The following is a 25,873-nucleotide window of genomic DNA, read 5'->3' on the forward strand; positions in this document are numbered from 1 at the left end:
TTTCTTTTGGTTTTGGTAACTCAATAATGAATGATAAAGACCTTTCTACCTGGCAGACCTTTCGCCGACTATGGCCGATCATCACACCATTTAAGGCCGGATTGTTAGTTGCGGCGGTTGCGCTAGTTATAAATGCTGCCGGTGATACATTGATGCTTTCTTTGTTAAAGCCTTTACTTGATGAAGGGTTTGGCAAGGCAGACATGAGTGTATTGAAATGGATGCCACTGGTGGTTATCGGGCTGATGCTTATGCGTGGCATATCTGGGTTTGTATCAAGTTATTGTATCTCCTGGGTTTCCGGTAAAGTTGTGATGCAGATGCGCCGTCGTTTGTTCAACCATATGATGGGCATGCCAGTCGCCTTTTTTGACCAGCAATCTACGGGGACACTACTTTCCCGTATTACCTATGATTCAGAGCAGGTTGCATCTTCCTCCTCCGGCGCACTGGTGACAGTTGTCAGGGAAGGGGCATCAATTATCGGCCTTTTTGCACTGATGTTTTATTACAGTTGGGAATTATCTTTGATCCTGATTGTTATTGCTCCGATTGTTGCAGGAGTTATCCGTCTGGTTTCTGTACGTTTCCGTCGTATCAGTAAAAATATGCAAAACAGTATGGGAATGGTGACAACCAGCGCAGAACAAATGCTGAAAGGCCACAAAGAGGTTTTAATCTTTGGTGGTCAGAAAGTTGAAACAAAACGCTTTAATAAAGTCAGTAATCATATGCGTCAGCAGGGGATGAAAATGGTTTCCGCTGATTCTATTTCGGATCCTATTATCCAGATTATTGCGTCATTTGCTCTGGCATTTATCTTGTATGCTGCCAGTTTTCCTGAAATTATGGGCGCACTGACTGCGGGTAAAATTACAGTTGTATTCTCTTCCATGATTGCTTTAATGCGTCCGCTGAAATCACTGACTAATGTCAATGCACAATTCCAGCGTGGTATGGCTGCCTGCCAGACTTTATTTACCATTCTGGATATGGAGCAGGAAAAAGATGACGGAAAACGGGAAATTAAAAAAGCGAAAGGTGATCTTGAGTTCCGTGATGTAACTTTCTGTTATCCAACCAAAGAGAGCCCTGCGCTGAAAAATATTTCCATGACAGTCCCGGCAGGTAAAACTATTGCTCTGGTCGGGCGTTCTGGTTCAGGTAAATCAACGATTGCCAATCTTCTGACCCGTTTTTATGACGTCAGTGAAGGGGGTATTTCGCTGGATGGTCATGATCTACGTGAGTATACATTGTCTTCTTTACGTAATCAGATAGCGCTGGTATCGCAAAACGTACATTTGTTTAATGATACCGTGGCTAACAATATTGCTTATGCCAGCGAAGGTCAGTTCAGTCGTGAAGAAATTGAACGTGCGGCAGAAATGGCTTACGCGATGGACTTTATCAAGAAACTGGATAACGGCCTTGATACTATGATTGGTGAGAATGGCGTTCTACTTTCTGGTGGGCAACGCCAGCGTATTGCTATTGCCCGCGCTCTACTGCGTGATTCTCCGATTTTGATTCTGGATGAGGCTACTTCGGCTCTGGATACTGAATCTGAACGCGCGATTCAGGCTGCACTGGATGAATTGCAGAAAAACAGAACTTCTCTGGTAATTGCACACCGTCTTTCTACTATTGAAAGTGCTGATGAAATTATTGTTATTGAAGATGGCAATATTATTGAGAGAGGCAACCATACCGCTCTGTTGGAGAAAAATGGCGCATATGCTCAGCTTCATCGAATGCAGTTTGGCCTATGATTGAGCGCATTTGGTCGGGCCGTTCATGGCTCTATATCCTGTTATTACCACTATCAGCCCTTTATGGGCTGGTAAGTGGCCTGCGTAAGCTGGGCTATAAGTCAGGATTATTCCGTTCATGGAAAGCCTCCGTTTCTGTTGTCGTCGTCGGTAATTTAACTGCCGGAGGCAATGGAAAAACACCGGTAGTTATCTGGTTGGTCGAACATTTACAGCAGAAAGGTTATCGGGTAGGCGTCGTTTCTCGTGGTTATGGCGGGAAGTCTGAACATTACCCTTTGCTGGTAACGGATGAGGTGACTACTGGCCAGGCAGGTGATGAGCCGGTTTTAATTCATCGCCGCACAGGTGCCCCGGTTGCAGTTGCGCCAAAACGTATTGATGCAGTCAAAAAACTATTGAAGCATTCTTCCCTTGATATTGTTATCACAGATGATGGTCTCCAGCATTATGCTTTACAGCGTGATTATGAAATCGTTGTGATTGATGGTGCTCGCCGTTTTGGTAATGGTTATTGGTTACCGGCAGGGCCGATGCGGGAGCTTTCAGGGCGATTAAATACCGTAAATACCATTATCGTTAATGGCGGAACAGCAGAAACTGGTGAGTTACCGATGACGTTAAAAGGAGAAATTGCCGTTAATCTCCTGACCGGAGAAAAGCGAAAAGTCAGCGGTATTCCGGATGCAATTGCAATGGCGGGAATTGGTCATCCACCTCGTTTTTTTGCTGCATTGCAGCAATTAGGTGTGGATTTACAGGCGACACATGCGTTTGCTGATCATCAGGCTTATGAAAAGGTACAGCTATTAGCTTTAACCAATACTGGGCAGAATTTACTGATGACAGAAAAAGATGCTGTCAAATGTGCCCAGTTTGCGCAGGATAATTGGTGGTATTTACCTGTATCAGCTCACTTGCCTGAAGTACAGGGGGAAAAATTGCTGGATGAAATTTGTGCCTTAATCCCTCAGCCGATCAAGGGCAAAACATAACGGTAGTTATTCTCGGATTTGAGTCTATTATTCCATGAAGCTCAGAATATTGCCGGTAACGCCGTAACGTCAGGCAAATATTAAATAAAACAACAGAGTTAACGGTGATACATCGCTTGTGGTATTCTGAGCCACATTAAACTTCAAAAACCCGTCATTTGGGGGATGTATGGATCACCGTTTACTCGAAATCATCGCTTGTCCGGTATGTCATGGCAAACTCAGTTACGATAAAGAAAACTTTGAGCTGATTTGCAAAATTGACCGTCTCGCTTTTCCTTTCCGTGATGGTATTCCTGTGCTGCTGGAGCATGAAGCACGTGCTTTACCAACAGAGGAAAAGAAATAATTTATGTTTACAGTCATTATCCCCGCACGTTTTGCTTCATCCCGCCTGCCCGGAAAGCCGTTGGCTGATATTCATGGTAAGCCGATGATTGTGCGGGTTATGGAGCGTGCTATCCGTTCCGGTGCCGGTCGCGTGATTGTAGCCACAGATAATCAGGCTGTTTTTGATGCAGTCACTGCTGCGGGTGGTGAAGCCTGTATGACCAGTGAAAATCATCATTCAGGCACAGAGCGTCTGGCAGAGGTTATTGATAAATACCAATTCTCTGATGATGAAATTATTGTCAATGTTCAGGGTGATGAGCCACTTATTCCTGAGCAAATCATCAGGCAGGTTGCTGACAATCTGGCTGGGAGTGATGCAGGTATGGCAACACTCGCCGTTCAGATCCAGAATGCTGAAGAAGCATTTAATCCGAATGCCGTAAAAGTGGTCATGGATGCACAGGGTTATGCTCTCTATTTTTCTCGTGCAACTATTCCGTGGGAGCGGGATCGTTTTATGCAGTCCAAAGAGACTATCGGAGATAATTTCTTGCGCCATATTGGGATTTATGCATACAGAGCCGGGTTTATACGCCGCTATGTGCAGTGGGAACCCAGCCCACTGGAAAATATCGAAATGCTCGAACAATTACGAGTACTTTGGTATGGGGAAAAAATTCATGTAGCGAAGGCATTACAGGCTCCGGGCGCCGGAGTCGACACCCCGGAAGATCTGGAAGCAGTCAGAAAAACTTTTGCAGCCTGATATATACTTTTTTAACTTCAAGTTGCAATCAGCAATACTATGAAAAGCCTTATATCTCCCCCGCTTCGCGGGGAGATATAACACGCATCTTGAAGTTTGATTGGTATAAACAATAACAAAACAGATTCATAGCAATTAGGCGATTAAGTTCGCCTAATTTTTTCCGGCTACTCAGCAATAATTCGTATCATTAATTCCCACTTTCACTCTTTTCACCTTTATCTGTACCGGAAGGTTTAATTGCCTGCCAGATACTACCCAGAGTTTCATACCATGCCCGCTCCGTGTGAGAAAAATAATGGGGTGACGGAATATATTTTTCCCAGTTATACAGTGGCGTTGTTACTGCCAGCTGATTTGCCGGGCCGGGAATAGGGTGCATACCACGTTGTTCAAAGAATTTCAGTGAACGGGCCATATGGTTTGCGGATGTAACCAGAATAAAAGGTTGCTGACCAATAACCTTTTCGACTTCGGCTGCTTCTTCCTCTGTATCCAGCGGATTTTTTAATGCTATCGTGTCAGCTACAGGAACCCCCAGTGATTGTGCTACCATAGCCGCGATTTCAGCACTGCTGATTGAATTAACCCCCTTACCACCGGTAAAAATCATTTTAGCGCCGGGGTTAAGGCGATATAAGCGGATACCTTCGGTTACTCTGGGCAGGCTATTGCTGATAAGGTTGGCACTGGGTGCCCATTCCGGGTTATAAGTGAAGCCGCCGCCAAGAACAACAATGTATTTTACCGCAGGCGCGTGTATCGCATTTGGCTCGTAACGTTGAGTATATTTTCCTTCGACAGGGAGTAGTAAGTTATCTGCAACAGGCTGTAAACTCAATAAAAGCAGGGTCAGCCAGCTTAGTGAAAGAATTATTTTCCCTGTTTTTTGCCATCGGGTAAACCACAGCAGGAATAAAGCGACGAAAGCGATTAAAATGATTAAAGGGAGCGGCATTAATAGCGCACCAACGTATTTTTTTAGCAGAAATAGCATCAACTGGCCTTAATCTGATTGAATTATCACCGCACAGGGGTAAATTCAAGGGTAAAAGTAGTGAATTTACCGATTACTGTGCCAGAATAACGGTAGTAAAAATAGCACTAGACACTATCTCTACTCGATAGACTCTATAAATATTCAATAGATACATAAAGCTTAGTTTATTAATGAGGCGTTTTTTCATGCGGGATCGCAATTTCGATGATATTGCAGACAAATTTTCGCGTAATATTTACGGTACCACCAAAGGTAAAATCAGACAGGCCGTTGTCTGGCAGGATATCGAAGAATTGCTGAATCATTTGCCTCAACGATCTTTGCGTATTTTGGATGCAGGGGGAGGTGAAGGGAATATGGCCTGTCAGCTCGCTGAATTAGGTCATCAGGTTATATTATGTGACCTTTCCGAAGAAATGATCCAACGGGCAAAAAGCAACGCTGAAGAGCGGGGAGTTCTTCAGCAGATGCAGTTTATTCAGAGCCCGGTACAGGATATTCACCAACATATTACTCAGCCTGTTGATCTAATCCTGTTCCATGCGGTATTGGAATGGATCACCGATCAAAAAGATGTGATAGAAATATTGGGTGATATTATTACGCCCGGTGGTGCACTCTCATTAATGTTTTATAATGCTAATGGGCTGGTTATGCGTAATGCCATTCTGGGTAATTTTCATTTAGCAACGCCAAATATTCAGCGTCGCCGGAAACGTTCCCTATCGCCACAGAATCCATTAATACCTGAACAGGTATATCAATGGCTCACTGAACTTAATATGGAAATAGTGGGTAAAACCGGAGTCAGGGTCTTTCACGACTACCTGCAAAGCCGCCAATTGCAAAATACAGATTTTCCGGCGCTGCTTGAGCTTGAACAGCGTTATTGTAGACAAGAGCCTTATATTAGCCTTGGGCGCTATATTCATGTGACGGCACGTAAGCTTACCTTAAAGAGCGAATTATGAGTGAATATTCCCAGACTGTTCCTGAACTTGTGTCCTGGGCCAGAAAGAATGATTTTTCCATTTCGTTGCCACCGGAGCGGTTGGCTTTTTTAATGGCAATTGCCGTACTGAACAATGAACGTCTTGATGGCGAAATGAGCGAAGGAGAGCTGATTGATGCTTTCCGGGAGGTTTGTAAAGGTTTTGAGCAGACTTCAGAAGCCGTAGCGGTCAGGGCAAATAATGCAATTAACGATATGGTAAGGCAAAAGCTACTTAACCGTTTTACCAGTGAACTTGCGGATGGTAGCGCTATCTATCGTTTAACCCCATTAGGTATTGGCATTAGCGACTACTATATTCGTCAGCGTGAATTTTCCACGTTGCGTCTTTCTATGCAGCTTTCTATTGTTGCCAATGAACTACACCGTGCGGCCGAAGCGGCTGAAGAAGGTGGTGATGAATTTCACTGGCATCGCAATGTATTTGCTCCTCTTAAATATTCGGTGGCTGAAATTTTTGACAGTATTGATCTGTCACAGCGCATCATGGATGAGCAGCAAAACAGTGTAAAAGCAGATATTGCAGCCTTGCTCAATCAGGACTGGCAGGCTGCTATAGCGAATTGTGAGCAATTATTGTCCGAAACCTCCGGAACTCTGCGGGAGCTTCAGGATACTCTGGAGGCAGCGGGCGATAAATTGCAGGCCAATCTGCTGCGGATTCAGGATGCCAACATGATGAGTGGCGGTTCTGAACTGGTGGATAAGCTGGTTTTTGATCTACAAAATAAACTCGACCGCATTATTAGCTGGGGACAGCAATCCATCGATCTCTGGATCGGTTACGACCGACATGTTCACAAGTTCATTCGAACAGCGATTGATATGGATAAGAACCGCATTTTTGCTCAGCGTCTCCGCCAGTCTATCCAGAATTACTTCGATAACCCGTGGGTGCTTAATGTTGCCAGCGCAGAGCGTCTGCTGGATATGCGTGATGAAGAATTGACGTTACGCAATGAAGAAGTCATGGGTGAACTGCCCCCAGAAATGGAATACGAAGAATTTAATGAAATTCACGAGCAACTGGCGGAAATGGTAGAACAGGCACTGGCAATTTACCAACAGGCCAAACTCCCTCTGGATTTGGGCGCTGTATTGCGTGATTACCTTGCCAAATATCCATACAAACGTCATTTTGATGTTGCACGTATTCTGGTGGATCAGGCAGTACGACTGGGCGTTGCAGAAGCAGATTTCTCTGGGTTGCCAGCGGAATGGTTAGCGATTAATGATTACGGAGCCAAGGTGCAGGCACATGTCATCGACACATATTGAACAATTTATGCCAGTTAAACTGGCTCAGGCATTATCCAACACACTTTTTCCAGAATTAGACAGCCAGCTTCGTTCAGGGCGTCATATTGGAATGGATGATCTTGATAATCATGCTTTTCTGATGGATTTTCAGGAAGAGCTGGAAACATTTTACTCACGTTATAACGTCGAACTGATCCGTGCACCAGAAGGTTTTTTCTACCTACGGCCGCGTTCAAATACGCTGATTTCCCGCTCTGTTTTATCTGAGCTGGACATGATGGTGGGTAAAATTCTGTGTTACCTCTATCTCAGCCCGGAGCGCTTATCTAATCAGGGGATATTCACTTTTCAGGAACTGCATGAAGAGCTGTTGTCACTGGCTGATGAAAATAGACTGATGAAATTGGTGAATCAGCGTTCAACCGGTTCAGATTTGGATAAACAAAAACTACAGGAAAAAGTACGCACTTCCCTGAACCGCCTGCGTCGTTTGGGGATGGCCTATTTCCTACAAAATGACAGCAATAAATTTATGATTACCGAAGCAGTATTTCGTTTCGGTGCAGATGTACGTAGCGGTGATGATCCACGTGAAGCTCAGTTACGGATGATCCGTGATGGAGAAGCAATGCCAGTGGAGAGCAGTTTATCGCAGGAAGGTAATGAACACGAAGAAGCACCAACAGATTCAGCAGCAGGTGCGGAGGATGAACAGTCATGATTGAACGCGGTAAATTTCGCTCACTGACACTCGTTAACTGGAACGGTTTTTTTGCCAGAACATTTGATCTTGATGAACTGGTAACGACTTTATCCGGGGGTAACGGCGCGGGTAAATCCACCACGATGGCGGCATTTGTCACCGCATTAATTCCGGATTTAACACTACTGCATTTCCGTAATACGACGGAAGCAGGTGCAACCAGTGGCTCCCGTGATAAAGGTCTGCACGGTAAACTGCGGGCTGGTGTCTGCTATTCTACGCTGGACGTGGTCAATTCCCGCCACCAGAGAATTATTGCTGGTGTACGCTTACAACAAATCGCAGGGCGAGACCGAAAAGTTGATATCAAGCCCTTCATGATTCAGGGTGTCCCTGCTTCAATACAGCCAACACAGCTATTGACTGAAAATATCAACGAGCGTCAGGCGCGGGTTCTGCCACTGAATGAACTGAAAGAGCGCGCCGAAGAAATGGATGGTGTTCAGTTCAAACAATTTAATTCCATCACTGATTACCATGCCCTGATGTTTGATTTGGGGGTGATCCCGAAACGATTACGTTCTGCCAGTGATCGCAGCAAGTTTTATCGCCTGATAGAAGCATCGTTATATGGCGGTATTTCCAGCGCGATTACACGTTCATTGCGTGACTACCTATTACCAGAAAATAGTGGCGTCAGAAAAGCATTTCAGGATATGGAAGCCGCTCTGCGTGAAAACCGTATCACACTGGAAGCTATCCGCGTCACTCAATCTGACCGTGACCTGTTTAAGCATCTCATTACCGAAGCGACAGCTTATGTTTCTGCTGACTATATGCGCCATGCCAATGAACGTCGAGTTCATCTGGATGAGGCGCTGGCTTTACGCAGTGAATTGTTTGGCAGCCGGCGGCAATTGGTGACGGAACAATACCGCCATGTAGAAATGGCACGGGAACTGACAGAACAAAGTGGCGCATCCTCTGATCTGGAAATGGATTATCAGGCAGCCAGCGATCATTTGAATCTGGTTCAGACAGCCATGCGTCAGCAGGAAAAAATTGACCGTTATCAGGCTGATATCGAAGAGCTGACTTATCGACTGGAAGAACAGACTGAAATCGTTGAAGAAGCGAAAGAGATGCAGGCGGAATATGAAGTTACGTCTGAAGCCGCAGAGCAGGAAGTTGATGAATTAAAAAGCCAGCTTGCTGATTATCAGCAGGCACTGGATGTTCAGCAGACCCGTGCTATTCAGTATCAACAGGCACTGCAAGCGCTGGAGCGAGCTCGTGAGCTTTGCCAGCTTCCTGAATTATCGGCAGAGAATGCTGATGAATGGCAGGAGACTTATCAGGCCAAAGAACAACAGGCAACCGAAATCCTGTTAGCACTGGAACAAAAACTCAGTGTGGCTGATGCTGCTCATAGTCAGTTTGAGCAGGCTTATCAACTGGTGAAAAATATTGTTGGTGAAGTCAGCCGTAGTGAAGCATGGCACAGCGCCCGTGAAGTATTGCGTGAATGGTCATCTCAACGCCATCTGTCAGACCGTGTTCAACCGCTACGTATTCAGTTGGCTGAGCTGGAACAGCGCCTTAACAGTCAGCAAAATGCAGAACGCATGCTGGAAGAATTCTGTAAGCGTCATCAGCAGCAATATCAGCCAGAAGATCTGGAAATGTTGCAGGGTGAGTTAGAAGCTCAGCTGGAAGAATTAAGCCTGACTGCTAATGAAAGCGGTGAATCTCGCATGCAAGTGCGTCAGGAACTCGAACAGCTCAAACAGAAAATACAGGCGCTGACTAGCCGTGCGCCAGTCTGGCTGGCGGCACAGGAAACACTGGACCAGCTTTGCGAGCAGAGTGGTGAAAATTTCGAAAACAGCAATGATGTCACGGAATATATGCAGCAATTGCTGGAGCAGGAACGTGAAATCACTGTTGAACGTGATAGTGTCTCGACACAGAAACGTGAACTGGAAAAACAGATTGAACGGCTGAGCCAACCAAGTGGAGCGGAAGATAGCCGCTTGCTGGCTCTGGCGGAGCGTTTCGGTGGTGTTTTGTTGTCAGAAATTTATGACGACATCACCATTGATGATGCACCTTATTTCTCTGCGCTCTATGGCTCAGCACGTCATGCGATTGTTGTCCCGGATCTTTCATTGGTACGCCCACATCTGGAAGCATTGGAGGATTGCCCGGAAGATCTCTACCTGATCGAAGGGGATCCACAATCGTTTGATGACAGTGTGTTTGATTTTGAAGAGCAGGAAAATGCTGTTCTGGTTAAATCCTCTGATCGTCAGTGGCGTTATTCCCGCTATCCTGAAGTCCCTTTATTCGGACGGGCGGCAAGGGAAAATCGTCTGGAAGCGCTCAGTCTGGAGCGTGATACGCTGGCAGAGCGTTATGCAACACTCTCATTTGATGTGCAGAAAATCCAGCGTGCACATCAGGCCTTCAGCCGTTTTGTCGGTAAACACTTGTCGGTGGCATTTGATAGCGATCCGGAACTGGAAATCCGTACTCTGAATCATCGGAGAACAGAGCTGGAGCGAGAACTGTCACAATTTGAATCCCACACACAACAGAATCAACAAAAACTGGTTCAGGTAAAAGAGAGCCTGTCTGTACTCAATCGGTTGATACCACAAGTTACGATTTTGCTGGATGAAACTCTGATTGATCGGGTGGAAGCTGTACGTGAAGAAATGAGTGAAGCACAGGATGCGGCTCGTTTCCTGCAACAACACGGTAATACCCTGCATAAACTTGAACCGATGGTATCGGTTTTACAAAGTGATCCTCGCCAGCATGAGCAATTGCAGCGGGATTATGAAATGGCGAAACACAGTCAAATCAAAGCCAAACAACAGGCGTTTGCCCTGACTGAAGTTGTACAGCGCCGCGTGCATTTCAGTTACAGCGATTCAGCCGGAATGCTCAGTGAAAATAGTGACCTGAACGATAAATTGCGTCAGCGCCTTGAACACGCGGAATCTGACCGCAGCCGCGCCCGTGAACAACTTCGCCAGCAGCAATCACAAAGTGCTCAGTTTAGTCAGGTACTGGCTTCCCTGAAGAGTTCTTATGACACCAAGCAGGATATGTTGAAAGAACTTGAACAGGAGATGAAAGATATCGGTGTACAGGCTGACGCTAATGCGGAAAATCGTGCCCGTGAACGCCGTGATCAGCTTCATGCCGCAGTACAGGCCAACCGTTCCCGAGTCAATCAGCTTGAGAAGCAGATCGCATTCTGTGAGGCGGAAATGGAAAACCTCCAGAAGAAACTGCGCAAATCAGAACGTGATTATTATCAGAAACGTGAGCAGGTCGTATCCTCTAAAGCAGGTTGGTGTGCTGTGATGCGGATGGTGAAAGATAATGGCGTTGAACGCCGTCTTCATCGCCGTGAACTGGCTTACATGGATGCTGATGCACTACGTTCAATGTCGGATAAGGCGCTGGGTGCTCTGCGTCTTGCCGTAGCAGATAATGAACATTTACGTGATGCGTTGCGTCTGTCTGAAGATCCAAAACGTCCTGAGCGTAAGATTCAGTTCTTTGTGGCTGTGTATCAGCATCTGCGTGAGCGGATCCGGCAGGATATTATCCGTACTGATGATCCGGTTGATGCGATTGAGCAGATGGAAATCGAGCTGGCGCGTTTGACTGAAGAGTTAACGGCACGTGAGCAAAAACTGGCGATCAGTTCTAAGAGCGTGGCAAATATCATCCGTAAGACTATTCAGCGTGAGCAGAACCGTATCAGAATGCTGAATCAGGGATTACAAATGGTTTCCTTCGGTCAGGTCGGTGGTGTGCGCCTGAATGTGAATATACGTGAAAGCCACGCTGTTTTACTGGATGTGCTGTCTGAACAACAGGAACAACATCAGGATCTGTTTAATAGCCAGCGCCTGACCTTCTCAGAAGCAATGGCCAAACTTTATCAGCGCTTAAATCCACAAATTGATATGGGGCAGCGTTTACCTCAGACAATTGGTGAAGAATTACTGGATTATCGTAATTACCTTGAATTAGACGTTGAGGTGAATCGTGGCTCAGATGGCTGGCTAAAAGCGGAAAGTGGAGCGCTTTCTACCGGTGAGGCCATTGGTACAGGGATGTCGATTCTGGTTATGGTTGTGCAGAGCTGGGAAGAGGAATCCCGTCGTCTGCGTGGCAAAGATATTTCCCCATGTCGTTTGCTATTCCTTGATGAAGCTGCGCGTCTGGATGCGAAATCTATCGCCACACTGTTTGAATTATGTGAACGATTACAGATGCAGCTGATTATTGCTGCACCGGAAAATATCAGTCCGGAGAAAGGAACTACGTATAAATTAGTACGTAAGATTTTTAATAATCAGGAACATGTGCATGTTGTTGGTTTACGTGGCTTTGGGCAGGAAACGCCGGCTATTGAACAGCGGCAGGAACAGGCTCAGGCGATATTCTGAAAATAATTTCTTTCTGAGTGAGTAAGTTAAAGCCGTCATTGATTATATGACGGCTTTTTAATTTACGAAGATAATAATCACGTTTTGAAATATGTGCATTAAATCTCATTTTCTTGAAATAAGAGTGCTTATCATTCCCTCCCATTGTGATCAGGATGAGAAGAAGGAAAAACTATGCGTAAAGTAGTGTTAGCATTGAGTGCAATTGCCCTTGCTGTTGGCCTAAGCGGTACTGCTCAGGCAAAAGTACAAGTGCCGGAACAAGTCAGCTCAGGGGTCACTACAGTAGAGCTTTCCCAGCGTCAGGCGGTACACTGGGTTTCAGTGGAGCAGATTGAAAAAAGTTTGCAAAGTAACCCCCCCATGTCTGTGGGATTCGATATAGATGATACCGTACTGTTTTCCAGCCCCGGCTTTTATCGAGGTCAACTGGAATATTCGCCGAATGACAATAGCTACCTGAAAAACCCGGAATTCTGGGAGAAAATGAACAACGAATGGGATAAATTCAGTATGCCGAAACAGGTTGGCATCGATTTGGTTCATATGCATCTGAAACGCGGTGATGATATTTATTTTATTACTGGCCGTACCAGAACTAAAACAGAAACAGTGACTAAATATTTACAGGAAGACCTTCATATCCCTGCCGATAAAATGAATGCTGTTATTTTTGCAGGAGATGATCCCGACAAAAATAATAAAATCAGTTGGATGAGAGATCATAACCTGAAAATTTATTATGGCGATGCTGATGCTGATATTGCCGCAGCCCGTGAATTAAATATTCGTGGTATTCGTATATTGAGAGCATCAAATTCCTCCTATCAGCCTTTGCCTAAAGCAGGAAAATTTGGAGAAGAAGTCGTTATTAACTCAGAATATTAATTTAAACATTTATCATGTTTATTTATTATTAAAGGCACTTTAAGTGCCTTTTCTTTTTTATAACTAATATAAGTTAATTTATTATAGCAATAATTTTCTTTTAGTTCATGTAATTGGATATAATTGATAGGCTTTCTGTCTTAATAAGTAATTATGTATATAATTACTACTATTCTCTTCTGATAACATTGGTCTGCCGATAATTAGAATAAGTCATTGGATAGCCAAATATACCCAGTAAATTTCATGTATGGTTTCATGGCTGATAAATACAGTCGGTAAACTTGTCACTATGAAAAAGGGGTATACATAAAAGCGAGGTGAACTCTTATGGCAAAGAATACGGTAAGGTTACTAAAAGTTTCTTTTATCTGTAGCATTTTAGTAGTATCAGAGGGAGCCTTTGCAAGTCAACAAAACGTATTGATAGCAAATGATGCCCAGCCATTATCATGGGGGGAAAAAAAAGTAGATACTGATATCAACTCTACTCAAATGGCTCCTGTATCTTTATCAACTTCTCCGGAAGAAAATAAAGTTCAGTTACAAGAATTATTACCTAAACAAGTAAAACCGATATATTATCAACAATTATCACGATTATATTCAGTAAATAACATGAAACCATTATGGCGTGATGAAACTGCCATACACAATTTTAAAGATCAGTTGTTTGATTTATCGTTAGCCGGGTTTCAGCCTCAATTCGGAAAATGGATGATACAACTTAATTCACCTGAATTAAGTGACATGGGACGGGATATTATTCTATCTGATGCTATGCTAGGTTATCTTCACTTCATTAATAACATTCATAATAAAGGGGATTCATGGTTATATGGTAAAACTCCATATAAAATCGATTTACCCCCGAGTAGTTTAATTGAAAAGTGGCAACAGCACGTTAAGAATAATAATCTCAGCAATTACATTTCGTCATTATCACCTAACCATTCTATGTACGAACAAATGCGTAATGAGATGCTAAAACAACTGAAGGACAAACAACCGTGGTCTGAATTTTCAATGAAAGAAACATTAAGGCCCGGACAAAGTAGCCAGAGTGTTATTGCGCTGAGAAATATATTGGTGCGTTCAGGTACTTTAGAATCGTCAGTAGTTAGCCCTGAGAATAAATTTTATAACAGAGAGTTAGTTGCAGCAGTAAAGCGTTTTCAGTCTTTACACGGCTTAGCTGCTGATGGAGTCATCGGGCAATCAACAAGGATATGGTTAAATACCACCCCGAAAACCCGCGCAAGGATCATGGCATTGAATATGCAACGGTTGCGTATCATTCCTGATAATCTTCCTACCGCAATTTTAGTAAATATACCTGATTATTCACTATTTTATTATTTGAATGGCGAAGAGGCATTAAGTTCTAAAGTTGTTGTTGGGCGTCCAAGCCGAAAAACACCAATTATGAGTAGTGAACTGAATAATGTAGTGATTAATCCCCCCTGGACGGTTCCTGTCAGCATGACCCGCAAAGATATAGCACCGAGAGCCATGCGTGATCCCAGTTATTTTCGCAGCCGTGGTTATACAGTATTTTCCAGTTGGAGTAGTGATGCAGCCGTTGTCGATCCTTCTTCAATTAACTGGAGAGTCATAACACCCGGCAATTTTCCTTACCGGATACGGCAGGCACCTGGCCCAACAAACTCATTAGGTAGATTCAAGTTTAATATGCCTAATTCGGAAGCAATATATTTGCATGATACACCAAATCAGGCTTCATTTAAGCGTGAAATGAGAGCTGTCAGTTCAGGTTGTGTCCGTGTTAATAAAGCACCTGAATTAGCTAATATGTTATTAGGTGATGCTGGCTGGAATAAAGGAAAAGTCAATAATTCTTTGAAAACGTGGGCAACAAAATATGTGAATATACCGAAAAGAGTCCCAGTATTCCTTTATTACCAAACAGCCTGGGTTGATGAAAAAGGAAAACCACAATATCGTGCTGATATTTATGAATATGATAACTATGCCAGACAAAAATCTGAACTTATATCTCAGATTTTAGTAGCCAGATAATACCCTTATTTTTGTTAAATTATAAATGGAAAAAGTTAATAATATATTTTAGCAGTGAGGAATATTCTCACTGCTATTTTTTTTACCTGCCATATCTCCCACACTTTGATTTTTTCTTTTAGTTATTGCACATTTACTAAATTAATAGCTTGCATTAACCAAATATAAATATTTAAATTCAGTTTAACAAAAACTGTATTCTGTAAATCAGAATAAAAACATCAACTAAAAAATTTACATTAATGTACAAAAATAGTAAAAGCTACTTTTTTGTTCGTTGCGGTTTTGTTAATTGATTGGTGTTAAATGTTAATATATTTTTGAAACTATCTAAGAATCAGAGAAAGCAGTAGAGCACAATATATGAATAATATTGATCATAACCGCCGTAAGTGGCTCGGCGTAAGTATGGTTGCATTAGGGTTAGGTTTATTGCCCCAACATGCACTAGCTACATTGACAACACCACGCCCCAGGATCCTACGGGTAGATAATCTCCATACCGGAGAAACAATTAAAGCCGAGTTTTTTGACGGGCGTCATTATAATAAATCTGAACTTATTAGACTGAATTATTTATTCCGTGATTATCGCCAAAATGAAACAAAGAAAATTGATCCAAAATTATTTGATCAAATTTACCTGTTACAAATGATGATGGGAATAAATAAACCAGTTCAGTTAGTTTCAGGATATCGTTCATTAAAGACGAATAATATGTTGCGTCATGCAAGTTCAGGCGTGGCAAAACACAGTTACCATACCCGCGGTCAGGCAATGGATTTCCATATTGATGGCATGGAGTTATCACATATCCGTAAAGCAGCATTGAAAATGAAAGCTGGTGGAGTAGGGTTTTACCCAAAAAGTAATTTTATTCATATTGATACAGGCCCGGTCAGGACGTGGTAATCTTATTATATCTTTCATATTTCAAGTGGACTGTAAAAGGGCTTGAAAGATGACGAATATATTAAGAATTTGTCCTGATTGTGGAGTGTAAACAATACAATGAAATACCACATAATGCCTGTCACCGTTGCGATGCAGAATTGTACGTTGATCTGGTGCGATGAAACTCTGGAAGCTGCAATTGTTGATCCGGGAGGTGAGGCTGAAAAACTGATCGCTGAGATCAAGAGGCGGGGAGTAAAATTAACCCAGGTTTTGCTGACACATGGTCATTTTGATCATGTTGGTGCAACAGTTGATATCGCGAAACATTTTAATGTACCGGTGCATGGGCCGCATAAAGGTGACGCTTTCTGGATAGAAGCGTTAGAGGTTCAATGCCAGATGTTTGGCGTTGAAGAATGCCCATCTTTTACCCCTGAACGTTGGTTGGATGATGGAGATACAGTAAAAGTCGGTAATATTCAGCTTTCTGTCTTGCATTGTCCGGGACATACTCCGGGGCATATTATTTTTACCAATCATGCTGATAAATTAATTTCGATGGGAGATGTGCTGTTCAAAGGCAGTATTGGCCGAACGGATTTTCCGGGTGGGAATCATGATGAATTGATCCAATCCATCAAAGAAAAAGTTCTGGCTTTGGGGGATGACTATCAATTTATTCCGGGCCATGGCCCAATGTCAACGTTGGGGTATGAACGGAAAACGAATCCATTCTTACAAAACTGACCAATAATTTTTTGATTCAGCATTTCTCAGTTTTACAGATAATTGGAAAGAAAAAGCCGCTTTTCAGCGGCTTTAATATCGATATAGGATTGTGTACTTCAATGAAATTTTGAATTTTACTTAAAGTACAGTAACAATCGCTTCACACAGAGGCACCATGTTCTCTAGTGTTAAACCAGCTACGTTAATACGGCCGGAGCTGACTGCATAAACAGCGTATTCTTCACGCAGACGTTCAACCTGCTCTTTAGTCAGACCGCTGAATGAGAACATACCATTTTGAGCGCAGATGAAGCTGAAATCCTGTTTTGCACCTTTTTCTTGTAAGGTGTTAACGAACAACTGACGCATACGCTGAATACGCTCACGCATTGTTGCCAGTTCCTGAATCCACTCTGCTTTCAGTTCTTCGTTGGACAGAATTGTCGTAACAACAGAAGCACCGTGAGCCGGTGGGTTAGAATAGTTGGTACGTACAATAAATTTAGCCTGACTGAACGCTTTCTCGGCAGTATCGCTGTCTGTTGCAACGATAGTACAGGCCCCAACACGCTCGTTGTACAGACCAAAGTTTTTGGAGTAAGAGCTGGCAACGATCAATTCATCATGATTTTTGGCAAAAATACGCAGACCTTCAGCATCTTCATCCAGACCTTTAGCAAAGCCCTGATAAGCGAAATCGAATACAGGCAGCCAGCCATTTGCCGCAGATAAATCTGCCAGTTTCTGCCACTGTTCAGGAGTAGGATCGATACCGGTCGGGTTGTGGCAGCAGCCGTGCAATAGAACAACATCACCAGCTTGTGCTTCAGACAGACTTGCCAGCATACCGTCGAAATTCAGAGCGTGTTTTTCTGCGTCGTAATAGTTATATTCGCGGATCTCTAAACCGGCACTGGAGAAAACACCTTTATGGTTTGGCCAGGTTGGGTTACTGATCCAAACACGTTTGGCATTAGTTTGCTTGGCAATAAAATCAGCGGCAGTACGCAGTGCGCCTGTTCCGCCTGGGCTTTGTACGGTACGGGCTCGTTTTTCAGTAACGATGGCACTGGTGTTGCCAAAGAGCAGTTCCTGAGTCACACGACCAAACTCTGGTAATCCGCTGATTGCCAGATAATTTTTAGTAGTTTCGTTTTCCAGCAGGAGTTTTTCTGCTTTTTTAACGGTGGTCAGGACAGGAGTTTTACCGGTTTCATCTTTATAGACACCGATACCCAGGTTGATTTTATTTTCGCGGGGATCAGCTTTGAAGCTATCAGCTAAACCAAGAATAGGGTCGGCAGGCGCTGCTGTGATTTTTTCAAACATTTTTTTATTCCAAAATTTGGAGAGTTAAGCCCGAAATAAATTATACGCTGCTCAGGGTAACCCTAAGAAATCGATTTGCCAACCACTTGTAGCAAAAAGAATAAAATCTTGTGAAGTAGTTTACGGAGTGGAGAAAAGAGTCTGAAAAAACAGAGAGATGAAATGCAAAAAGCAGCGCCGGAGCGCTGCTTTTCTGAGATAAATGGTTTAACTTTTCGCTAAACTGTTTATCAACGGTGATTAGAACTGATAAGTCAGACCAACACCGAATACGTTGCGGCCGTTTGCATCGCCACCTTCGTTTTTGTCCAGCAGGTTGATTTTGTAATCAACGTAGGTAGACAGGTTTTTGTTAAAGTAATAGTAAGAACCTACAGAAACATATTTAACCAGATCTGCGCTGACAGTGCTTCTTGTCTCACCTAGATTTTTAGCTTGAGACTGAACATAAGCCAGAGATGGTTTCAGACCCAGATCGCTGAACAGGTATTGTGCAACGAACTCGAAGTTCTGAGTTTTATTAACAAGACCAGAGTAAGTATTTACGGCCTTCGCTGTCTTCACTTTTACTGTATTAGACATAGCCATATTACGGGTTTCACCGTACATCGCTGCTACATATACGTTGTTAGCATCGTATTTAGCACCAATATTCCATGCTTCAGCACGATGGCCGTAAGCTGAACCAGTATTCCAGCTGTCTGCGCGTGTAGAGTTAGCATAAGTAGCACCAACATTGATGCCGTAACCTACGTCATAAGTAGCAGACATACCGTAACCGTCACCATTTGCTTCAGCTTCGGAACGATTATTTTTGGTACGAGCACTGTTTTGGCCCTGATATTGCAGAGCAACGTTCAGACCATCAACCAAACCGAAGAAATCAGTGTTACGGTAAGTCAGCAGGCCAGTTGCACGGCCAGTCATGTAGTTGTCAGTTTTGGACATAGAGTCACCACCAAAGATTGGCAGCACGTCAGTCCATGCGTTAACGTCGTAGTTTACGCCGTAGTTACGACCGTAATCCAGTGAGCCGTAGTTAGCGAATTTCAGACCAGCGAAAGCCAAGCGGGTGGCTGTATCAGATTCAGATTCTGCACCTTTAGCTTTCATGTTGTATTCCCAACGACCGAAACCAGTCAGTTGGTCAGAGATCTGAGTTTCGCCTTTGATACCGATACGAGCGTAAGAATCGTCGCCATCTTGGCCGCTTCTTTTATCAGCGAACTGATGACGAACGTCTACTTTACCGTACAGATCCAATTTGTTGCCGTCTTTGTTAAAGATCTCAGCTGCGTTTGCTGTACCAGCAACCAGCAAAGTTGGAATTACCACTGCAAGAATATTGCGCTTCATTATTATTACCCTCATTGGTGTTATTTAGACATCTGGCACACTTTGAAAACAGAACACTAAAATTTTTGGAACTATTTGTGGGTATCAGGTGTCTTATTAATCTGCGCTCAGTGTTCCATTGGTTATGGCTTTTATCCACCCTCAAAGTGCTACAAAAGTACAAAATTAGTAACAAACTGAAAAAATATATTACAAAATGTAAATGTCAAGGAACTTTTTTTGCACTGTTTTGACGATGAAATGAAAAAAGCCAACTTTCGCTGGCTTTTCTCAGGATTGATTTTTGGTTATTTTTCGAACGGATTCATTAGAAACTTGCGTTTCTTGGCGTTCTTGGGAATGGGATAACGTCGCGTACGTTTGAGACACCAGTGACATAAGCCACCAGACGTTCAAAGCCCAGACCAAAACCAGAGTGAGGAACGGTGCCGTAACGGCGCAGATCACGATACCACCAATAATCTTCTTTATTAAGTCCCATCTCTTCCAGACGCGCATCCAGCATATCCAGACGCTCTTCACGCTGGGAACCACCAATGATTTCACCGATGCCCGGAGCCAGAACATCCATTGCCGCGACAGTTTTGCCATCTTCATTCATACGCATGTAGAACGCTTTGATGTCTTTTGGATAGTTTTTCATGATGACTGGCGCACCAAAGTGCTTCTCTGCCAGATAACGCTCATGCTCAGATGACAAATCAACACCCCAGTAAACTGGGTTTTCGAATTTATGACCACAGTTTTCCAGAATTTCAATGGCATCTGTGTAATCCAGCTGGACAAAGTCAGAATCGACAAATTTTTCCAGTCGGGTAATAACTTCACTGTCAACGCGCTCTGCAAAGAACGCCAGATCATCAGCACGCTCTTCCAAAGCCACTTTAAAGACATACTTCAGCATTTCTTCAGCGAGTTTAGCGATATCATTCAGATCAGCGAAAGCAACTTCTGGTTCAAGCATCCAGAATTCGGCCAGATGGCGGCTGGTATTGGAGTTTTCAGCACGGAAAGTCGGCCCGAAGGTGTAAACCTTACTTAATGCACAGGCATAAGTTTCACCGTTTAACTGACCGGATACAGTCAGGAAGGCTTCGCGCCCGAAGAAGTCTTTGCTGAAATCAACTTCACCTTTATCAGTTAATGGCAGGTTTTGCATGTCCAGAGTGGAAACGCGGAACATTTCACCTGCACCTTCTGTATCTGAGGCTGTGATAAGAGGTGAAGATACCCAGAAGAAACCTTTTTCGTGGTAAAAACGATGCAGTGCTTGCGCCAGTGTGTGACGAACACGTGCAACCGCACCAATCAGGTTAGTACGTGGGCGAAGGTGAGCGACTTCACGCAGATATTCGATACTGTGGCGTTTTGCTGCCATCGGATAAGTATCGGGATCTTCTACCATACCAACGACCACAATGTTGGTTGCCTGTAATTCGAAACTCTGACCTTTACCCTGTGATTCCACAACAGTACCGGTTACTTCTACAGAGCACCCGGTTGTGAGGTTCAGAACTTCATCCTGATAATTAGGCAAATTATTATTAACGACGGCCTGTAAGGGATTAAAGCAGGAACCGTCATAAACGGCGAGGAACGAGATACCAGCTTTAGAATCTCTCCTTGTACGTACCCAGCCGCGGACGGTGACTTCGCTGCCAACCGGAACACGGCCTTGCAGTACATCGACTACAGGCGCTACGCTCATAAATTTCTCTCTTCTTTATAATAGGTAATTAATATAGATAACTAGACTTACTGTAAGTCGTGCCAAGCGGCACGATGACTCCTTATCTTACTTGTCCTTTCACAGGAAACAAGTAGAAATTAAGGGGGTTAAGGAGGAAATAAAGGGAAAAGTTGTTTTTTATCGGCGTAACCAGAAAGAGAGTGATTACGCCGATGAAATATCGCTATACACTTCGTCTTTCAAGTTGCCTCTTTGTTGGCTGCGCTCGTTCACCCCAGTCACATAGTTATCTATGCTCCTGGGGATTTACTCCCTTGCCGCCGCGACGCATCTTGAAACCTATTGTGTATACAAACTATCCCGAAAATTACACGGCTTTTTTCATTTCCGGGATATCAAATGCTCTGCGTAATTTGTTGACAAATTCGACATCTTCACAGATGGTTTTTCCCGGACTGTCAGACAGTTTGGCGACAGGCTTACCGTTACATTCAACCAGTTTGATCACAATATTCAGCGGCTTTATTCCCGGAATATTGCAGGTCAGACGTGTACCAATACCGAACATGACATTGATTCGTTGATGGAAATGACGATAAAGAGCCAGTGATTTTTGCAGATCCAGACTATCCGAAAATACCAGTGTTTTAGTCAGTGGGTCGATACCCAGTGACAGATAATGAGCAATCGCTTTTTCGCCCCAGTCAACGGGATCACCGGAATCATGGCGCAGGCCGTTATAGGCAACAGCAAAAGGTTTATCGAAATCCCGTAAAAAAGCATCCATAGTGATACAATCTGTCAGGGCAATACCTAACTGGTTCGGATACTCATTCAGCCAAGTCTGTAACGCCGCACGCTGGCTGTTAGCAAGTTCGGGGCTGATTTGCTGATGAGCCTGAAACCATTCGTGAGCCTGCGTACCGAGCGGTGCCAGATCAAGTTGTTGTGCCAGCTGGTAGTTACTGGTTCCGATCAGATAAGGAAAACTCTCTTTCAGTTCCTTAACAATGGCATATTGCACTTCGTGTGAAAAACGGCGGCGGGTACCGAAATCCATCAGTTTGAAACCGGATAAATCGATATGTTCTGCTGCCGCATCCTGATAGAACAGCTCAATTAACTTTCTGAGCTGGCTGACTGCCGCTTCTGCTTTAATCTCAGGCGAGCGATCGCGGTGTACCAGTTCACTAATCAGGGCAAGTAACGGTACTTCCCACAGGATCACTTCACGCCATAAACCTGAAATTCTGATAGCAAGCTGTCCTTTATCAGTAACAGAAACTTCTACTTGTTCAGGGTTAAAACGGAAGGTTTTGAACCAGTCCAGATAATCTTGTTTAAAAAATGGCAAACCAGACAGATAGTTAGCTTCTTGTTCTGTCAGAGTCAGATCAGCCATCATGTTAATCTGCTGGCGTAATGCCCCGGCGTATTTACCGAGTAGTTCATCACCACGGCAGCGGAACTCTGCAACAACATGAATATCGTTGTAATGGTGGTACACTGCTTGCTGCATATGAAATTTATAAGCATCAGTATCAAGCAGTGATTTGATAATCGGGGTAGCGTCTAAAGTCATGGCGCGTCAGGCATCCTCGCGGAGCATTTGTGTCTGCTAAATCGATAAAGTCCGAAGAGTATACCGTGATTATTCTGTTATTAAAGCTACATAATCGCATATATTTTTTCGGACAATACAGATTAAGGTTGATCAATTTATAGATGATATCATGTTAAATACAATATGAGATGGCAAGTAGCACAAAAGTACTAATATTCTCAAAACAGGTTTTATACCTTTATTTAATAAATGATTAACATCTGAAAAAAGAGATTTCCGGATTGAAAGGATAGAGTCTCTGTGGCAGCGTTAGCTTCTCACATTAAGTAATGAAAAAAGGTTTCTTATGACACAACAGCGGCTTATTAAGCATCGTCTGGATTATAAAGCGCCAGACTACACTATTACAGATATTGATCTCGATTTTGAACTAGATGCAGATAAAACAACTGTAACAGCAACCAGTCAAGTAAAACGTCTGATTAATGATATCACTCCACTCATTTTAGATGGAGAAAACCTGACATTAAAGAGTATCTATATTAATGATAAGGCATGGGAGCATTATCAGGAGCAGGATGGAAAATTAATCATTGAACAACTGCCTGCTCAGTTTACCCTGAAAATAGTGAGTGAAAATAATCCTGCGGCTAACAGTGCACTTGAAGGGTTGTATGTATCAGGTGATGCTTTGTGCACCCAGTGTGAAGCTGAAGGTTTCCGCAATATCACTTATTATCTGGACAGGCCGGATGTATTGGCCCGTTTTACCACTCGTCTCACTGCGGATAAATCCAAGTACCCATATTTATTGTCCAATGGTAACCGTATTGAGCAGGGAGAGCTGAGTGATGGTCGTCATTGGGTTAAATGGCAGGATCCATTCCCGAAACCCTCTTATTTGTTCGCGCTAGTTGCAGGGGATTTTGATGTCCTGCATGATACTTTTCTTACCCGTAGTGGTCGTAAAGTTGCGCTGGAATTGTTTGTTGACCGGGGTAATCTGGATCGTGCTGGCTGGGCTATGACATCGCTGAAAAATTCCATGAAGTGGGATGAAAGCCGTTTTGGTCTGGAATATGATCTTGATATTTACATGATTGTTGCTGTTGATTTCTTCAATATGGGAGCGATGGAGAATAAAGGGCTGAATGTCTTTAACTCCAAATATGTCTTAGCGAAAACGGAAACAGCAACAGACAAAGATTATCTTGGCATTGAAGCTGTAATTGGGCATGAATATTTCCATAACTGGACAGGCAACAGGATCACCTGCCGTGACTGGTTCCAGTTAAGCCTGAAAGAGGGGCTGACCGTATTCCGTGATCAGGAATTCAGTTCTGATTTGGGGTCACGCTCTGTGAATCGTATTAACAATGTGCGTATTATGCGTGCAGCTCAGTTTGCTGAAGATGCCAGCCCGATGGCGCATCCTATCCGTCCTGAGCAGGTGATGGAAATGAATAACTTCTATACGCTGACTGTTTATGAAAAAGGCTCAGAAGTCATTCGAATGATCCACACTTTACTGGGGGAAGAGCAATTTCAGGCAGGAATCCAGCTTTATGTACACCGTCATGATGGCAGTGCAGCAACCTGTGATGATTTTGTACAGGCAATGGAGGATGCTTCAAACGTTGATTTGACACTATTCCGCCGCTGGTACAGTCAATCAGGTACGCCGGTACTGACAGTACGTGATGAATATGATGCGGAAAAACAGCAGTATCTGTTGCATGTCAGTCAGATGACACCACCAACCGCAGATCAGAAAGAAAAATTGCCTCTGCACATTCCGCTGGATATTGAACTGTATGATGAACATGGTCGTGTCATTCCGCTACGTCGTGATGGTCAGCCTGTGCATCATGTTCTGAATGTTATTAGTGCAGAACAGACATTTGTATTTGATGATGTACCGTCACAGCCGGTGCCTTCTTTATTACGTGAATTCTCTGCACCAGTGAAACTGGATTATTTATATAGTGACAGCCAACTGACCTTCCTGATGAAATATGCCCGCAATGAATTTTCTCGTTGGGATGCGGCACAGGCACTGTTAGCTAATTATATAAAACTGAATGTTACCCGTTATCAGCAATCCCAGCCGGTAGAATTGCCAATGCATGTCATTGATGCATTCCGCGCTGTATTGCTGGATAAAGATATTGACCCAGCACTGGCGGCCCTGATCCTGACACTGCCGTCTGAAAATGAAGTGGCAGAGTTGTTTACAGTGATTGATCCACAGGCTATTCATGAAGTGCTTGATGTCATCACGCGTAGTCTGGCAAACGAAATGGCAGATGAATTTGCGGCTGTGTACCACAGTATTCACACAGGGGCATATCGTGTGGAGCATAAGGATATTGCAAAACGGTCATTGCGTAATATTTGCCTGCATTATTTAGCATTTGTTGAAGACCAAGCACAGGCTGATAAACTAGTCGCCGCTCAGTATTATCAGGCAGATAATATGACTGATACTGTTGCAGCACTATCTGCGGCAATGGCGGCAGAATTGCCTTGCAGTTATCAATTAATGGATGAGTTTGATCAACGCTGGCATCAGGATGGGTTGGTCATGGATAAATGGTTTATGCTTCAGGCAACCAGCCCGGCATTTGATGTGCTTGATAAAGTACGTAGTTTGATGAACCATCGCTCTTTCAGCCTGAGTAACCCAAACCGCACTTATTCACTGCTGAGAACCTTCTTTGCCAATAACGCAGTAGCATTCCATGCTGAGAACGGTCGTGGTTATCAGTTCCTGAAAGAAGTTCTGACTGATCTCAACACGCGTAACCCGCAAGTGGCTTCACGTCTAATTGAGCCATTAATCCGCCTGAATCGCTATGATGAAAAACGTCAGGCGTTGATGCGTACAACGCTAGAAGAACTGAAAACACTGGAAAACTTATCGGGTGATTTATTTGAGAAAATCACAAAAGCACTGGAAAGCTGAGTAATGACATTTCCTCCGGCTTCAGCCGGAGGAAATTAATAAATATCTTCTGCGTTACATTTACATTTTGACAATATCTCTTTAAGATGCTCCGCGCTTATT

General features: G+C 43.6%; 18 protein-coding genes. 13 read left to right on the forward strand and 5 right to left on the reverse strand.

The genetic code is table 11. From position 1 onward, the window contains the following. Positions 1-23 precede the first annotated feature (23 nt). The 4 genes from msbA (at position 24) to kdsB (ending at position 3,866) form a co-directional block, all read left to right on the forward strand. Positions 24-1,772 carry a lipid A ABC transporter ATP-binding protein/permease MsbA gene (gene msbA / locus AACS90_RS20270; RefSeq protein WP_099121279.1) on the forward strand — a complete coding sequence of 583 codons (1,749 nt, stop codon included), beginning with the start codon at positions 24-26 and terminating at the stop codon, positions 1,770-1,772. Next, on the forward strand, positions 1,769-2,767 hold the full coding sequence (gene lpxK / locus AACS90_RS20275; protein ID WP_099121280.1) for a tetraacyldisaccharide 4'-kinase: 999 nt from the start codon (positions 1,769-1,771) through the stop codon (positions 2,765-2,767). The genes msbA and lpxK overlap by 4 nt, the downstream gene beginning before the upstream one ends. A gap of 169 nt (positions 2,768-2,936) precedes the next feature. Further along, the gene (locus tag AACS90_RS20280; protein ID WP_099110703.1) at positions 2,937-3,116 is read left to right on the forward strand and encodes a Trm112 family protein; all 180 of its coding nucleotides are present in this window, start codon (positions 2,937-2,939) and stop codon (positions 3,114-3,116) included. A gap of 3 nt (positions 3,117-3,119) precedes the next feature. Beyond that, positions 3,120-3,866, forward strand: coding sequence for a 3-deoxy-manno-octulosonate cytidylyltransferase (gene kdsB, locus AACS90_RS20285; protein ID WP_099121281.1), 747 nt, complete (start codon positions 3,120-3,122; stop codon positions 3,864-3,866). Positions 3,867-4,056: 190 nt separating this feature from the next. Here the strand turns inward: kdsB and elyC are convergent, their stop codons facing one another. Then, positions 4,057-4,863: an envelope biogenesis factor ElyC gene (gene elyC, locus AACS90_RS20290; protein ID WP_099121282.1), complete on the reverse strand. Its 807-nt coding sequence runs from the start codon at positions 4,861-4,863 to the stop codon at positions 4,057-4,059. Positions 4,864-5,051: 188 nt separating this feature from the next. Here elyC and cmoM point away from each other — a divergent pair, with 188 nt between their 5' ends. The 8 genes from cmoM (at position 5,052) to AACS90_RS20330 (ending at position 16,885) form a co-directional block, all read left to right on the forward strand. Beyond that, a complete protein-coding gene (gene cmoM, locus AACS90_RS20295; RefSeq protein WP_099121283.1) occupies positions 5,052-5,837 on the forward strand; it encodes a tRNA uridine 5-oxyacetic acid(34) methyltransferase CmoM in 786 nt (261 codons plus the stop codon). After that, a complete protein-coding gene (gene mukF / locus AACS90_RS20300) occupies positions 5,834-7,156 on the forward strand; it encodes a chromosome partition protein MukF (RefSeq protein WP_099121284.1) in 1,323 nt (440 codons plus the stop codon). The genes cmoM and mukF overlap by 4 nt, the downstream gene beginning before the upstream one ends. Beyond that, positions 7,137-7,859 carry a chromosome partition protein MukE gene (gene mukE, locus AACS90_RS20305; RefSeq protein ID WP_099110708.1) on the forward strand — a complete coding sequence of 241 codons (723 nt, stop codon included), beginning with the start codon at positions 7,137-7,139 and terminating at the stop codon, positions 7,857-7,859. Before mukF ends, mukE begins: the two co-directional genes overlap by 20 nt. Continuing rightward, the gene (gene mukB, locus AACS90_RS20310) at positions 7,856-12,313 is read left to right on the forward strand and encodes a chromosome partition protein MukB (RefSeq protein ID WP_099121285.1); all 4,458 of its coding nucleotides are present in this window, start codon (positions 7,856-7,858) and stop codon (positions 12,311-12,313) included. The genes mukE and mukB overlap by 4 nt, the downstream gene beginning before the upstream one ends. A gap of 174 nt (positions 12,314-12,487) precedes the next feature. Then, positions 12,488-13,201 carry an acid phosphatase AphA gene (aphA, locus tag AACS90_RS20315; RefSeq protein WP_099121286.1) on the forward strand — a complete coding sequence of 238 codons (714 nt, stop codon included), beginning with the start codon at positions 12,488-12,490 and terminating at the stop codon, positions 13,199-13,201. A 330-nt stretch (positions 13,202-13,531) separates the two neighbouring features. Continuing rightward, positions 13,532-15,241, forward strand: a complete 1,710-nt coding sequence (gene ldtD, locus AACS90_RS20320; protein WP_099121287.1) for a L,D-transpeptidase — start codon at positions 13,532-13,534, stop codon at positions 15,239-15,241. Positions 15,242-15,604: 363 nt separating this feature from the next. Further along, positions 15,605-16,153: a YcbK family protein gene (locus AACS90_RS20325; protein ID WP_099110712.1), complete on the forward strand. Its 549-nt coding sequence runs from the start codon at positions 15,605-15,607 to the stop codon at positions 16,151-16,153. Between the two features lie 99 nt (positions 16,154-16,252). Beyond that, the gene (locus AACS90_RS20330; RefSeq protein WP_099121288.1) at positions 16,253-16,885 is read left to right on the forward strand and encodes an MBL fold metallo-hydrolase; all 633 of its coding nucleotides are present in this window, start codon (positions 16,253-16,255) and stop codon (positions 16,883-16,885) included. Between the two features lie 120 nt (positions 16,886-17,005). Here the strand turns inward: AACS90_RS20330 and AACS90_RS20335 are convergent, their stop codons facing one another. The 4 genes from AACS90_RS20335 to pncB all read right to left on the reverse strand — a co-directional run bounded on the left by AACS90_RS20335 (position 17,006) and on the right by pncB (position 22,824). Beyond that, positions 17,006-18,196 carry an amino acid aminotransferase gene (locus AACS90_RS20335; protein ID WP_099121289.1) on the reverse strand — a complete coding sequence of 397 codons (1,191 nt, stop codon included), beginning with the start codon at positions 18,194-18,196 and terminating at the stop codon, positions 17,006-17,008. 240 nt (positions 18,197-18,436) lie between these two features. Beyond that, positions 18,437-19,552 carry a porin gene (locus AACS90_RS20340; RefSeq protein WP_099121290.1) on the reverse strand — a complete coding sequence of 372 codons (1,116 nt, stop codon included), beginning with the start codon at positions 19,550-19,552 and terminating at the stop codon, positions 18,437-18,439. A 307-nt stretch (positions 19,553-19,859) separates the two neighbouring features. After that, positions 19,860-21,260: an asparagine--tRNA ligase gene (gene asnS, locus AACS90_RS20345; protein WP_099121291.1), complete on the reverse strand. Its 1,401-nt coding sequence runs from the start codon at positions 21,258-21,260 to the stop codon at positions 19,860-19,862. Positions 21,261-21,609: 349 nt separating this feature from the next. After that, positions 21,610-22,824, reverse strand: coding sequence for a nicotinate phosphoribosyltransferase (gene pncB, locus AACS90_RS20350; protein ID WP_099121292.1), 1,215 nt, complete (start codon positions 22,822-22,824; stop codon positions 21,610-21,612). Positions 22,825-23,152: 328 nt separating this feature from the next. Here pncB and pepN point away from each other — a divergent pair, with 328 nt between their 5' ends. Further along, positions 23,153-25,771 carry an aminopeptidase N gene (gene pepN, locus AACS90_RS20355; RefSeq protein ID WP_099121293.1) on the forward strand — a complete coding sequence of 873 codons (2,619 nt, stop codon included), beginning with the start codon at positions 23,153-23,155 and terminating at the stop codon, positions 25,769-25,771. Positions 25,772-25,873: the final 102 nt, after the last annotated feature.

It is taken from the genome of Xenorhabdus sp. KK7.4, from assembly GCF_963876465.1.
Lineage (GTDB): Bacteria > Pseudomonadota > Gammaproteobacteria > Enterobacterales > Enterobacteriaceae > Xenorhabdus > Xenorhabdus stockiae.